13 protein-coding genes and 1 other annotated feature are annotated in these 14,428 nt (G+C 37.1%); all 13 genes read right to left on the minus strand.

Going from position 1 to position 14,428, the window contains the following annotated elements; genetic code table 11:
* Positions 1–139 precede the first annotated feature (139 nt).
* Positions 140–421 carry a DUF1294 domain-containing protein gene (locus tag D1839_RS05695; RefSeq protein WP_120379070.1) on the minus strand — a complete coding sequence of 94 codons (282 nt, stop codon included), beginning with the start codon at positions 419–421 and terminating at the stop codon, positions 140–142.
* Between the two features lie 501 nt (positions 422–922).
* On the minus strand, positions 923–1,279 hold the full coding sequence (rplT, locus tag D1839_RS05700) for a 50S ribosomal protein L20 (protein ID WP_050353335.1): 357 nt from the start codon (positions 1,277–1,279) through the stop codon (positions 923–925).
* A 63-nt stretch (positions 1,280–1,342) separates the two neighbouring features.
* Positions 1,343–1,540, minus strand: coding sequence for a 50S ribosomal protein L35 (rpmI, locus tag D1839_RS05705; protein WP_050353336.1), 198 nt, complete (start codon positions 1,538–1,540; stop codon positions 1,343–1,345).
* A 56-nt stretch (positions 1,541–1,596) separates the two neighbouring features.
* On the minus strand, positions 1,597–2,118 hold the full coding sequence (infC, locus tag D1839_RS05710; protein WP_199689986.1) for a translation initiation factor IF-3: 522 nt from the start codon (positions 2,116–2,118) through the stop codon (positions 1,597–1,599).
* A 141-nt stretch (positions 2,119–2,259) separates the two neighbouring features.
* Positions 2,260–2,384: a sequence feature (ribosomal protein L20 leader region), on the minus strand.
* Positions 2,385–3,442: 1,058 nt separating this feature from the next.
* Positions 3,443–5,392, minus strand: coding sequence for a threonine--tRNA ligase (thrS, locus tag D1839_RS05715; RefSeq protein ID WP_120379071.1), 1,950 nt, complete (start codon positions 5,390–5,392; stop codon positions 3,443–3,445).
* Between the two features lie 325 nt (positions 5,393–5,717).
* Positions 5,718–6,575 (minus strand): putative sporulation protein YtxC, encoded by an 858-nt coding sequence (gene ytxC, locus D1839_RS05720; RefSeq protein ID WP_120379072.1) that lies wholly within the window; start codon positions 6,573–6,575, stop codon positions 5,718–5,720.
* 633 nt (positions 6,576–7,208) lie between these two features.
* Positions 7,209–8,135 carry a primosomal protein DnaI gene (dnaI, locus tag D1839_RS05725; RefSeq protein ID WP_120379073.1) on the minus strand — a complete coding sequence of 309 codons (927 nt, stop codon included), beginning with the start codon at positions 8,133–8,135 and terminating at the stop codon, positions 7,209–7,211.
* A gap of 22 nt (positions 8,136–8,157) precedes the next feature.
* On the minus strand, positions 8,158–9,498 hold the full coding sequence (locus D1839_RS05730) for a replication initiation and membrane attachment family protein (protein ID WP_120379074.1): 1,341 nt from the start codon (positions 9,496–9,498) through the stop codon (positions 8,158–8,160).
* A 7-nt stretch (positions 9,499–9,505) separates the two neighbouring features.
* Positions 9,506–9,988 (minus strand): transcriptional regulator NrdR, encoded by a 483-nt coding sequence (gene nrdR / locus D1839_RS05735; RefSeq protein ID WP_120379075.1) that lies wholly within the window; start codon positions 9,986–9,988, stop codon positions 9,506–9,508.
* Between the two features lie 27 nt (positions 9,989–10,015).
* Positions 10,016–10,408: a cytosolic protein gene (locus D1839_RS05740; RefSeq protein ID WP_120379076.1), complete on the minus strand. Its 393-nt coding sequence runs from the start codon at positions 10,406–10,408 to the stop codon at positions 10,016–10,018.
* Between the two features lie 217 nt (positions 10,409–10,625).
* Positions 10,626–11,003, minus strand: a complete 378-nt coding sequence (gene speD, locus D1839_RS05745) for an adenosylmethionine decarboxylase (protein WP_120379077.1) — start codon at positions 11,001–11,003, stop codon at positions 10,626–10,628.
* Positions 11,004–11,855: 852 nt separating this feature from the next.
* Positions 11,856–12,887: a glyceraldehyde-3-phosphate dehydrogenase gene (locus D1839_RS05750; protein ID WP_120379078.1), complete on the minus strand. Its 1,032-nt coding sequence runs from the start codon at positions 12,885–12,887 to the stop codon at positions 11,856–11,858.
* Positions 12,888–13,817: 930 nt separating this feature from the next.
* Positions 13,818–14,423 carry a dephospho-CoA kinase gene (gene coaE / locus D1839_RS05755; protein ID WP_120379079.1) on the minus strand — a complete coding sequence of 202 codons (606 nt, stop codon included), beginning with the start codon at positions 14,421–14,423 and terminating at the stop codon, positions 13,818–13,820.
* Positions 14,424–14,428: the final 5 nt, after the last annotated feature.

Below are 14,428 nucleotides of genomic sequence, written 5' to 3' on the forward strand. Positions count from 1 at the left end.
ATCTCTGACAGTAGTACATGTATATGACAGGAGACGAGCCTTTATGACAAGAAAAAGGGATACGCCCACTATTTTAAGGTCTTCTAATATATATCATTTAGTTGAACAAACACTAACCAACTGTGTTTCTGTATAAAAATCAAACTCCTAATGCCCATCTTAAATACACGATCCATATGCAGTAACTAATAAATACCATCGGCACCCCGATGACGAAACGCTTATGTTTGGTTTTATGGCGGAAAATTTTCATTCCAAACCAAATTCCCAGCGCTCCACCTAAAATCGCCAACATCCATAATGTCCGTTCTGGAATTCGATATTGTTGCTGTTTTGCTTTTTGCTTATCGACTCCCATGAACAAAAAAGCAATGCTATTGACGCCAAGCAAATATAAAAAAATTGCATTCCAATTATCCATCCTACTTTTTTCCTCTCTGAGCTTTAACTTGGTTGCTGTCCAAACTACCTTTCGTGTATGTATTCTAATTCATGAAACGGCCTCTAAATATCTCTACTATAGTAGGTTATCCCTTATGCTTTCAAAACATTAAGACTTCCATCCAAGGAACAAAGACGCAGAGCGCCCGTTTAGCAACGTAGCAACTGGAACGAAGCAACTAAAGTTTTAGGAATCATGCTCCTGCAACAGAAGTATGCCGACGCCTGAGCGGCAAGCCCGTTTTAGTCGGCCTTCCTCTTAACCACGAACCGATGTGACTTATCGTAGGGCGATTCGTGAAGTTGCCTAGTTGCTGGGCGCTTAAGCGGGACGTGGCTATTCCGTTTTATCGGTGCCCCAAAGCCAAAATTTTTATACTTTCTTAAAAAAAGGGACCCAAATACTTTGCAGTGGCAAAATATTTGGTCCCTTCTATTTCAATCAAGGGGGAAGAAAAAACCCGACGGATTGAAATTTAACTTATTTTAATGCTTCTTTTGCTTTTGTTACTAATTGAGAAAAAGCTTTTTCATCATTAATTGCTAAATCAGACAGCATTTTACGATTAATATCAATTCCAGCAACTTTCAAACCGTGCATTAGCTTGTTGTAAGACATATCGTTTAAGCGAGCAGCTGCATTAATACGGGAAATCCAAAGTTTACGGAAATCACGCTTTTTCTGTTTACGGTCACGATAAGCGTACTGACCTGATTTCATTACTTGTTGTTTCGCTGTTTTAAATAATGTTCTCTTTGAACCATAATAACCTTTAGCTAATTTAAGGACGCGTTTACGACGTTTACGCGTTACTGTTCCACCTTTAACACGTGGCATAATAATTCCCTCCTAATACAAATCAAAAATAAATTTTACCGTTCCATTCATTCCAATGCTTGCTTATTTATAAGGAAGCATCGTTTTAATTCTTCTAAAATCTCCAGCTGATACTGTAGTTGTTTTACGAAGTTTACGTTTCTGTTTTTGAGATTTATTTGCAAACATGTGGCTTGTATATGCATGCCCACGTTTTAATTTTCCAGTACCTGTTTTCTGAAAGCGTTTCTGAGAACCTTTATGGGTTTTCATTTTTGGCATTGTGTTTTTCCTCCTTGTAACATATCTAACAGTCTCTCATACGCAACAATTGCAATTTATTTTTCACTTACTGGAGCAAGCATCATAAACATATTGCGACCTTCCATTTTTGGCTTTGTCTCTACAGTCGCAATGTCTTTTACTTCCTCAGCAAACCGATCAAGCACTTCTCGTCCTAATTCTTTATGCGTAATAGCGCGTCCGCGAAAACGAACAGCTGCTTTTACTTTATCGCCTTTTTCTAAGAATTTACGGGCATTTTTCAGCTTCGTTTCAAAGTCATGATCGCCAATTCCCGGGGTAAACCGAACCTCTTTCACGTTAATGACTTTTTGTTTTTTTCGTGCTTCTTTCTCTTTTTTCTGCTGCTCAAACCGGTACTTTCCGTAATCCATAATCCGACATACAGGCGGTTTAGCATTTGGAGCAACAAGCACTAAATCAAGGTTACGCTTTTGGGCAATTTCTAGAGCTTCCTGACGTGATTTCACTCCCAACTGATCCCCATTGGCATCAATTAGACGTACTTCTCGAGCACGAATCTTCTCATTAACATTCATTTCCTTGCTAATTATCATCCACCTCCAAATATTTTCGCTGTGATCTTTTTTGACAAGCTACATTTCATCACAATGAGGCACTTAGCTAAGCTTAAGTCTTTAGACGCAGAATCTTGAAAAGTATTTTTCTTCAAGAGAAGCAAATTACTTCCTTCCCCACGTCCAAAAAAAGCGTGGGCAGTAAAGCACCCACACTTCTCCAATCGTCTATATGAATCGGTTAGAACCAGCCAACTGCCTGATGGCGTCGAACAGGTGAGAAGCGGGTGCTTCTACTTGTCTTTAGATCATTTAATTATCAACTACCTAAGAATAGCATATACATCGGATAATGTCAAAAAAAGAATAAATAAAAAGTCTGACGCGTATTCATGGGAGCTCCTCTCACCTGTTAATTTTCTTTTATATAGCTCCTCATTTGAAAAAGCTTTTACGAATTGTCGCTTTTACTTGCGGTGGATATTCATTTCCTTTTCCGTGGCGGTCAACTTCCTCAAAAAAAGAGGTTTTATGTGTAATTTTCAGCTTTCCTCCAAGACTCAACTCACTACAAGTGAGTGGGTCGATCTTTCTTGGTGGGAATCCCATCTATTATATACGACCTATGCCGTTTGCTCCAGGAGGCTCCGTGTATATCCATTGCTTGTTAGCAATTTTAACGCTACCAAAAACTCCACTTAGATTTTTTACACAGCACTCACGCAGGAGCACCTTTCCCAAGGATAACTACCCATCATGTGGCGAGGCTTTTCAATTCGCCTCTCACCCTCATATATAATATTCAAAAGTCTTTCTTTATCTTCCGAAGCTCCGTGTTCGGACAATCTTGCTACTCCACTCATCTAAAGGAAGTTTTTTTGCTATTAACCTTTCTCCTAACGTTTTCACGAAATAGCCTTACAACCATATTTTTCCACAAGTATATTTCTGCTGTATTTCCACTTGCTATCGGTTTCCTAAATCCACGCATAGCGCTTCCTCTTTTCTATTTCGCTACTTTTTGTAAATCTTGTTTATCGCAAAACATTCTATAGTTTTCTATTCACGTGGAACTTCAATCATTTAGGGACTTTCTTCCATCTCCTACAAATTGAAAAGTAAACTATCGGTTAAAATCGCAAACACCTTTAAAAAAAGAGAAATTCTACGTTTGACATTTTACTCGTCCAACGGATTTGGAGTTTTAGATACCGTTATCTTCCACTGAAATTGTCTTACATTTGCCCATAAATGTAGCAGTAGAGGAGGTCTTATAGCACCTTAATTCGGATAAAAATAAAACAGCTTTTTGTTGAAGAACAAAGCTGTTTTATTTATTTTATTCTTTTTTTAAGTGTCCGTTTTATTTCGAATTCCTATGCAACACTTTATTGTCTATTTCTTGTTTAATCATGGCTATAAATGCCTTCAGAGAAACGGTTTCTGTTTCTTTTTCTCCATAACGACGAATGTTCACTGCGTGATCGTTTACTTCATGATCACCAAGGACGAGAGCAAATGGGATTTTTTGCGTTTGCGCCTCACGGATTTTATAACCAATCTTTTCATCGCGTTCATCAACAGCAACTCTTACTCCGTCTAGTCTCAATTTGTCCGCAACCTGCTCTGCATAATCCAAATGTGCCTTAGGAGAAACTGGAATGACTTTAACTTGAACAGGAGCAAGCCACGTAGGAAACGCCCCTTTATATTCTTCAATTAAAAAGGCCACAAAGCGTTCCATGGTGGAAACAACTCCACGGTGAATAACAACCGGACGATGATGTTGTCCATCTTCACCAATATATGTTAAATCAAAGCGCTCTGGAAGGTGAAAATCAAGTTGTACCGTTGATAATGTTTCATCTTTTCCTAAAGCAGTTTTCACTTGTACATCTAGCTTGGGACCATAAAACGCTGCTTCCCCTTCAGCTTCTACATAATCCACTTGCATGTCTTCCATAGTTTCCTTTAACATCGCTTGCGCTTTTTCCCACATTGCATCATTATCCACGTACTTTTCTTTATCTTCTGGGTCACGATACGATAGTCGGAAGTAATAATCGTTGATGCCAAAATCTTCATATACTTTTTGCACTAGCTCAACCACACGAATAAATTCATCTTTTAATTGATCCGGACGAGCGAAGATATGCGCATCATTTAATGTCATAGCTCTTACACGCTGTAACCCTGCTAATGCACCAGACATCTCATAGCGGTGCATGGTGCCAAGCTCAGCAATACGTACTGGAAGATTACGGTAGCTGTACAATTGGTTTTTATATACCATCATATGGTGTGGACAGTTCATTGGCCGCAATACAAGCTCTTCATTATCCATGGTCATCGCCGGAAACATATCTTCTTGATAATGATCCCAATGACCGCTCGTTTTATATAAATCTACACTACCCAATACTGGCGTATAGACATGGTCATAGCCAAGACGCTCTTCTAAATCCACAATATATCGCTCTATGATTCTGCGGATCGTAGCACCTTTTGGTAACCATAATGGTAAACCTTGGCCGACCTTTTGAGAAACAGTAAAAATGTCCAATTCCTTACCTAGTTTTCGATGATCTCGTTCTTTACGTTCTTCCAATAATTTCAAATAATCGTCCACTTGGCTTTGTTTTGGAAAAGCAGTTCCATAAATGCGCTGCAATTGTTTGTTGTTACTATCACCGCGCCAATATGCACCGGAAATACTTAATAACTTAAAGGCTTTAATTTTGTTCGTGGAAGGCACATGAACACCGCGACACAAATCAAAAAATTCACCTTGCTTATAAATTGTTACTTGCTCATTCTCAGGAATAGCATCAATCAGTTCAAGCTTTAAAGAATCACTTTTAAACATTTGTTTTGCCTCGTCACGAGATACTTCCAAACGTTCAATTTCCAAAGCCTCATCAATAATTCGCTTCATTTCTTTTTCAATCTTCGGGAGATCTTCAGGTGTTATCGAATGCTCCATATCCATATCATAATAAAAGCCTTCTTCGATGACTGGACCTACCCCAAAGTTTACATCCTTGTACAGTCGTCTAATCGCCTGAGCCATTAAATGCGCTGTAGAATGACGCATAATGTCAATACCTTCGTCGTCCTTGCTTGTAATAATCTCGATTGAACCGCCATGATCTAATGGACGTCTTAAATCATACGCAACACCATCTAATTTAATGGCTAGCGCCTGTTTTTTTAAACCAGACGAAATCGATGCCGCGATATCTTCTCCATTTGTTCCTTCTGGGAAGTTTTTTTCTGCTCCATCCGGAAAAATAAACGTTAGTTCTTCAACCATTGCAATCACTCCTTGTTCAAATTAAAAAACGCCCATCCCTCTGCATATATGCAAAGGGACGAGCGTTGGTCACGTCGTGGTTCCACCCTAATTCCCGTAATTCAATACGGCTTCATACATCTTTAACGCAGATGCTACGCTACTGCTTGCTTCTTCACAGCAGGGCTCCAAGGTGGTCAATCATTACTAGTAAGCGGGAACTTCCAGCCTATGATTCCCTTCTCTAGCATACATCGTAAATGATTCATATCCTTTTCTAAGCCGTTCGCTAATAAAATAATAATATAATTCGTATTATAGCGCTTGAACATTGAAAAAGCAAGTCCTAATGCTGTTCTTTCTGCATATAGTGAGAAAATGGAAATTGACGGAGTGGTTCAAAAGTTACTTTTTCCTGAAATACATTAATAACGGTTAACGTTTTCGGTTCAGACGGATCGTCCCCGTAAATGTAAATATGCTCTGGAGCCATCGCAATAAGCGGAGCTAAGTTAAATTCATTTTCATCTAAACCAACCAAATATAGGGGTGCTTTTTGCATCAGCATACGTAATTCCAGATGTGAAAGAGCTTTACCGTTTTGATTAAAAAATGAAAACGTATCTCCTTGTATAATATAAATATTAGATACAGTAGATTTGCGATTTAAAACGTATCCTCTAAGCATATTAATAAATTCCTGGTGTTCTTCTTCTCTTTTATACTCATCAATTGCAAGACCGACATAGTGAACGACATAATCATGAAACACTTTCAAACGAAATTTTACTAATGAATCATAGTGAATGGTCGGTGTATCTTTTATATTAGCAATGAAGAGTGATTCGAGAATCTGTTGGGGGTCTTCATTTTTTCGTACAAATAAACTATCGTTGTCTTTTCCAGTCATGACCCAATTTGTTAATTCCATAATTTTTTCTTTTTCGTCTATATCTGTATAAAAGTAAAAATCCTCCATTACTGAAGTAATCCATTTTCCTAATCGATGCGTAATAAATACATTGGTTAAAGATTTTGCAATGGTAGGAATAAGTACTTGATTAGGAACATGTGCATCAAATTGTATATGATTCCCCCAATCTTTATGTGTTTTCCAATACAGATTAATCTGTTTATTATGCTGGCGCATCTTTTCACAGAAACGAATAACCTCTTTGTCTGACTCGATAAATAATTCAATCAATACATATCACCCTCATCCAACCAAACTGTTACATTATATGGACAAAGAGTGAAAATAATGAGTAAACCATCAAAACTAGTAATGGTCAGTAAAAGTAGATATACCTTATCAGAGCTTATCATCATCATAGACACGTTTTACAAAAAATTTAGCACTGTTATATACCTTCTAATATAAATTTTAAAATACAACAATACAGATTTCACTACACACAATGCTATGAAAGTCGGTTACTTATCCTAGTAGTGATGGGGAGTTTACTGCTACTCATTTCATGTATAAAGCAAACGAGTTATTTTCAAGAAGAAAAATACATCCTTCTTTAATCCGTGGAGTTATCTTATCCTTTACTATTCAACTAGGTTTTACCTTGTAGAAGATAGATGTGGAGGGATACTGCCAGTTAAAGGTGGGATAAAAAGGATCCAATATACAGTAAAATGCCAATGATCATAATAAATGCTCGTCTTGATCATTGGCTGTAAGCAGAATCCATGCAGATCGTACTGCAACAGATTCCTATAAGAGATTCCCTGAAAACGGATTAGCGTCATTAGCTGAAAGTCATTTTAGCGGAGGGGACTTTGACCATATGTTGCTGTTCTCCCACAAAGCGTGGAACTTAATCTAGAGTTACGTCCGGCGGTTCTCCGCAAAAATAGCAACTGGTTGACTTACCTGCTTCATCCGTTCAATAATCCGTCCTGCTTTTACTTCTTCCACACCACTTCTTGTTGAAGCCAAATGGGATTCCAGTTCTTCCATACTATAATTGGACGTAAAAAACACAGGCAGCCCTTCCATCATGCGATATTGTAATAAAGACCCTAAAATCTCATCTCGAAACCAAGGGGATAGCATTTCTGCGCCAATATCATCGAGCATCAGCACATCGGTCTTTTTAAAATAATCTAGTTTTTTATTTAGCGAATCATCCTTCATCGATGCTTTCATTTCTCTCACAAATTCAGGCATATAAATTAAAGCGGAAGAAATATACATTTCTTTTAACTTATTAGCAAGTGCACCTAAAAAATAAGTTTTCCCTACACCAAATGGTCCATACAAATATAACCCTTTAGTTGGAATTTCCTGTTCACAATTCCCAATGAATTTCAAAATTTCACGGACAGCCTGACTGCGTTTTGGATCGGAATCAATATAATCAATCTTTGCTTCTAGAATTTGTTTAGGCATATACAAGCTTTGAACTAACTTCTGTTGTTCTCGCTGTTTTTCATAATTTATTCGCTGATAGCATTTTTCATAGGATAAATGGATTTCTCCTCCTTCAACGTGCAAAACAGGTGAATATCCTGGAAGCATATTCGGGCAATTTGCAAAACTTGTGCACTTAGCACACTGCTTAGACTGCGTCATAAACTCATACAATTTTATTAAGCTTTTATTAATTTCTTTTTTGGTTAATGCTGGGTGCTTGGCTAGAAAAGTTTTAATTTCAGGATCACTTAATACTTCCCGGCGAATTTTCGCATAGTGCTCCTGAAAGTTTTCATTTTCTCTCATCCATTTTTGCAACGTCGATTGTACTGGTTTCATATCCATCATCCTTGGTATTGCTTTATTTGTTATGGTTTGAGTATTGTTTTAGCAGCATTTCAATCTCCTTCTGCTCTTGCAACTCGTCTTCTTTATCTTCCTGCGTTGCCGCAACTTCGTGTTTCTGTTGTTTCTTTTGCTGTTTAAACCATTCTGGCACAACCTCTTTCGTCTGTCTATTCCTAGTTACTGGTTTCTTCGCAGTTTTATAGCTGGTTACTTCTTTTTTAGCAAATGCCATTGCTTCTTTCGCCGTTTTCAAGTTCGCCCTAGACCAATGACTGGCAATTTTCGCCAAATAATTTTTGGACAATTTCATGTTCGTCTGCAACAACACATAATGTATTAAAACATTCATCACAGGTGCTGGCAACCCTTGCGATGTCATAACATCTCCTACTAATCGCAAATCCTGCTCTGAGGCATGGTGACCGCCTGATAAATCTTCTAACAGCTGTTTAGGCGAAATAGTTTCCAGATGATTAATCAGCTGCTCCTCTTTTGTATTTGCGGTTGATGGATTTCTTTTTGGCAGCTCTGTCATCGTTGCCTTTTCTACTAGACGTATGTGATTTTCTTTATATTTTGATTGAAATAAATCATAGCAGGCTGCTTTAAATTCGTCTACATGCAGTCTGTTTTCTTCCGTTAACGCCCATAAAATCGCTTTTTCAACCTCATATGTTTCCAATTCATATAGCAACATCATTTGTGTTATTATTTTGCAATTGTAATCAGTAAGTACCTTCTTTACAGGAATCATCCGTTGCTTTAAGCTTTGCTCAATTGGTGTAAAATCCACACTCTCCATGTTTACACCTTGCTTTGGTTGGTCTTGGTTCATCTTAGGCAAGGAATCAGGCGTAACCGTTTGAAAGACGTCTTGAAAAGAAGCAGTTATATTCTTACCGTATGTATCGCTACTGTTTGACGAGTAATGTTTTTCTAAAACGTCGTACTTCTCTATGCCAATATGATGATAGAGAAGCTGGGAAAGCATAGGGTCTTTAAAAAATTGAGCAGGAGAAAAAACAGGCATTAACACATACGTATACATTCGATTTTCCTGCGAATTTGTTTCGTACGTTTTAAGCAAACCAATGCCTTCTAATCTGAGTCTGGCTGCATAGATTTCATCTAAAGGAAGATTTAAGTAATTCATTAATGTATGATGTGTTTGAGGAATTTGTTTTTCAGCTTGTATTTCTTGTTCGTGAAGTAATGTTTGATAAAGGATAATAGCAGCCATTCCTATTAACGGTTGATATAAATGAGTTAATGATTTCGCATAATCTGTCGGCAACGTACCTCGAAATTCTACCCAGTATCCCTCAATGGGTAAAATCTTGCCTATTCTATTCATGTTTCATCTAACCCTTTCCATTCGTTCCCTGATCCTTATTATTATGCATGATGTCTTTTAACTCATCCAAAAAAACATTAATATCTTTAAACTGTCGATAGACAGATGCGAAACGTACATAAGCTACTTCATCGATTTCAGAAAGTCGGTCCATGATCCGTTCTCCTACATCTTTACTATGAACTTCTGAAATACCATCGTTTCTTATTTCTTTTTCTACATTCAAAGCAATTTCTTCGATCGTCTCCAGCGGTACAGGTCGTTTCTCACAAGCTTTGATGAGACCTCGAACTAACTTGTCCCGACTAAATTCTTGCCGGGCACCGTCTTTTTTGACAACAATCAAAGGGACATCTTCAATCCGTTCAAATGTTGTAAACCGAAAACCGCAACGCTCACATTCTCTTCTTCTGCGAATCGATTGCCCTTCTTCTATTGGTCTTGAATCAAGTACCTTCGTGCTTTTGTTATGGCAATTTGAACATCTCATCGTTCTGCCCACTCCTCATTTCAACCGTTACCTGTCTTGTTTTGTGATGAAAGGTAAAGCTTTATTTATTTCGCCATATAATTGTTGAATTACTTTAGTACTATAACCAAAATCCATTGGCAGGGCGGATTCTGTTGTAACAGAAAAGTCTACAGCTGTTTGATAAGGTCGCACCATGATAATTGTTGTAATAATAAAAGCTTTTTTTCCTTTTTTAATTTGAACGCTTATCTCTCCATGTTCTTTAGAAATGGAATGAACTTCATATTTTGAAGATTGTTCAAACATATTTTCAAGGACTTGCATTGCTTTTTCTTTCGTTGTTTTATAGTAATGCGTTTGTAAACTAGTATCCCAATGATTATCATGTGTTTCAGCATGATTACTAAAATATTTGGAAATAGTGTTCCGAAAAGCCATGTCAAATGCCACCCTCAGTACAAAATATATTCTATTGTATAGTAGTTTCATTTTAACATGTTTTTTGGAAAACCTCTATATCATGCAACAGTAAATAATAGATGATAAACAAAAAAGCATCCACACAATACTGATACACGGTTTTTTATCCTTGTTTCTATATATAATAGACAGCAATGGGTTGACAGACGCATTGTTGTCTATCAACCCATTCATTTTATATGCTTTCCAGTTGCCCAAGGCATAGTGCTCCAGTTCCTCTTGTAATTTCCAATTTCTCCACTTGCATAGCTTTTAAACCACGTTCAATAAAACGTACAGCTATATGGGGGTCTACATTTTGACCACACGTATACACATCTACACTTGCATAACCATGTTCTGGGAAACTATGAACGGTAAGATGTGATTCTGAAATAATAATCACTCCACTTATTCCGATAGGTGCAAACTTATGAAAAGTTACTTCTCTAACTTCTGCACCTGCTTTCAAAGCAGCTTCTACAAAAATATGTTCCATATCCTTTATACTATTTAATATATCTCTATGACACTTCCAAAGTTCAACAATTATATGTCTTCCCATTGTATCCATGAATAACTTCACCCTTATGGTGTTCCATTTACTATTTCTCCATTTAACCGAAAAGCCTATGTATATTCTTCTACCATAGGCATTTGTTCGGATACAACGAAAAGTATAAACGTTTTCCCCTCCATTTGCAATCATTTTTATTTCGTAGTGTGTGTCAAGTTTTTCTCGACATCGTTAAATACCAATAGTTCCAACACTCTATTTATGTATACTTTTACTGTGTTAATACACCGTTTGGTTTAGAAAGACTTGGCTTGTCGCCAAGTCTTATGACGGAAACCTTTGTTTTTCTTATACTATAAACCAAAAAAATCTTATCCTTTCCTATAGTAGAACAAAGGCGCAGAGCGCCCGTTTAGCAACGTAGCGAATGGATCCGAATCAACGAAAGATAAAGTGAAGCTTTAATTGAGGATTTTCATTGATCCTCTACGGCTTGTTAGGTACCGGAATAGTATGTTCTAAAGCCTTTTATAAAATAGGGCATTTAGGTGTTGTTATCTCCCACTTAGACTTGTTGCAGAAAAGATTATCCAACTCCTGAAGTGGAAGACTTACAGCACCTTATATACGGGATAAACCAATTGTAATGAGCCTTATAGTGATCGTAGTGGAAAACGCTACGTTCTTGGAAATCGATAAAATCACTTGATCCGTTTATTTAATGCATATAATCTTAATATCGTTAATTCCATAAGAAGGCTTCGTTCAAAACGTATTTGCCGTAAGCATCCATTTTATAATAGAGTGCCTTCTATGTTTGGTTAAGATTACCTTTGAGAAATATTTACACATATTATGCCGTAAAGAGGGGATAACTCAGTAGATATTGGTCCCCCCTTTCTCCTTGGATTAACTTATTTGCACATGTTCTTGAGTAAGGTAATATCCTACATGATTCGTTAAATCAAGCACGCGCTTCGAGTAACCCCATTCATTATCATACCATGCCAACACCTTCAATTTATGATCTTCAATAACAATGGTTGATAGTCCATCAATAATTGCAGAATAATCCGTGGTAGTATAATCGATGGACACTAGCGGCTCATCACTATATTGAATAATGCCACTATAATCAGTTTTAGCAGCTTGCTTAAATACTTCGTTAACTTGTTCAGCCGTAACTGCTTTTTTCACATCCACTACAAGATCAACTAAGGACACATTAGGTGTTGGAACGCGCAACGCCATACCATGTAACTTTCCATTTAAGTGCGGAAGCACTTCCCCTAGAGCCTTAGCCGCTCCTGTAGAAGTTGGGATAATGGATTGAGTACAGCCTCTTGCTCGTCTTAAATCTTTATGTGGATTATCAATGTTTTTCTGATCATTCGTAAATGCATGTACGGTTGTCATTAATCCATTTTCAATTCCAAAATGATCATCAATAATCTTCACAACAGGTGCAAGGCAGTTCGTTGTACACGAAGCGTTTGAAATAACATCATGTATGCTAGGATCATAATCACTTTCATTAACTCCCATTACTATTGTTTGGTCAATTTCTTTACCCGGAGCCGTAATTACAACTTTTTTAGCACCTGCCCGAAGATGCCCCCCAGCACTATCTTTCGTTTTAAATTTTCCAGTAGCTTCTATAACAACGTCAATCTTTAATTCGCTCCATGGTAATTGCTCGGGTACACGAGAATTTACCAGTTTTACATGCTTATCTCCTACCACAATTCCATTATGAAGCGGTTTCACTTCTTCATTCAAAATCCCGTGTACGCTATCATATTTAATTAGATGTGCCAGCGTCTCAGCCGGATAACTGGCATTGATTGCCACTACATCTAAGTTGTCATCTTCTATCGCTTGTCGAAAAACCATTCGCCCAATTCGCCCAAATCCATTAATTGCAAGTCTTGTTTTTCTCATACGACTTCCTCCCACTATGAGTTATACTTTATTATCCTGTTTATTAATTAGTATAACACATTAAAATAAATATGTGACCCTTAATCGCTATTTCCAGTTATGTTTCAGTTTTCGCATAATTATGAACAGGGGTGGCGTACAATCTTTTCATAATTGCAACAGAATTGCTAATTTGACTTATGGTTGGAGACCTCAACCAATCTGCCTCCCCTTCCTGTAACATGGAAAAGAAAGTTTTACTGTCTGTCATATTAGATAAATGCTTTCGATTATGAGAACAATCATCGCTGGTCTGTCATAGACAGGAGTTGTCAAAACCATTATAAAAGAAAAGCAAACTAAGTGAATGAAGTTGCTTTCCTGATATTACTTTAAACTATATTTTTAATGGGTAAATGGCAGGAATATTCCTATAAAAGCACCTAATACAATAGCGATAACAAAGAAAGAATTTCCCATGATCACCCAACCATATTTAATTAAAATAAAAACTAAAAACATGAAAATTGCAGGTGCAACAGTGACAACTATTACTGGGATTAAATAAGTAACCTGTTCATGTTTTTTGTTTAGTAAAGTCCGAGAAATAAAAAGCAATGATGGCTAATATACCCGCAATAAAGAAAACTTCTAGGCCGTTCACTAAAACCCCTCCTTACTAAACCCGTTTTTTTCATTACACAGCTTGCTGGTACCTAAAATCAAAGCCGAAATAACAATAGTACAAAATATAAATTATAAATTTAATATAAATAACGATGTGATACCTACGACTCCCATGTTGTATGCATTTCTTAAGTCGCATCGTTGCTGGAGGTGGATCAGGACCTAGCTATCCGATTATTTCGCTATCCACAAACACCTCATTTTATAGTTTCTTATAAATAAAAAACATTCGCACCAATGGTTGATACGAATGTTTAATTAATTTTAACGAGGAAGTATATTCCATGACTGTAGCAAGTTTTCTAATTGCTGGAAGGTGTGAAATTTGGAACCCGTATTATCAATGACTCCATCTGCTCTTTTTACTTTATCATTAATTGGCATTTGCGCAGCAATCCGTTGCTTTGCTTCTGCTTCCGAGTAGCTATCTCGATTCATTAAACGTTGTAATTGCGTATTTTCATCTACATAAACAACGATCGTTTTATCAACGAGTTCGGTTAAATTATTTTCAAACAAAAGCGGAATATCAAGCACCACACATTGGGCATCCCCTTGTAAATAAGCGTCTCTTCGCTCAACCATTTTCTGTCTTACGGCGGGATGAACAATATGATTCAATTGCTCTCGCTTTTGGTTATCCGCAAAAATAATTTCCCCAAGTAATTTTCGGTTTATTGTTTTATCCTCACGTAGTATGTGTACTCCAAAACGATGAATAATCTCTTCATAGGCCTTTTCTCCCGGATATACTACTTCCCTAGCAATTTTATCTGCATCAATCACAGGAATACGAAAGTCATCAAACATGAGAGAAACGGTACTTTTCCCCGTGGCAATACTGCCGGTTAAGCCTAAAACTTTACACATCTTAT

The organism is Roseburia sp. 1XD42-34, assembly GCF_009917385.1.
Lineage (GTDB): Bacteria > Bacillota > Bacilli > Bacillales > Amphibacillaceae > Virgibacillus.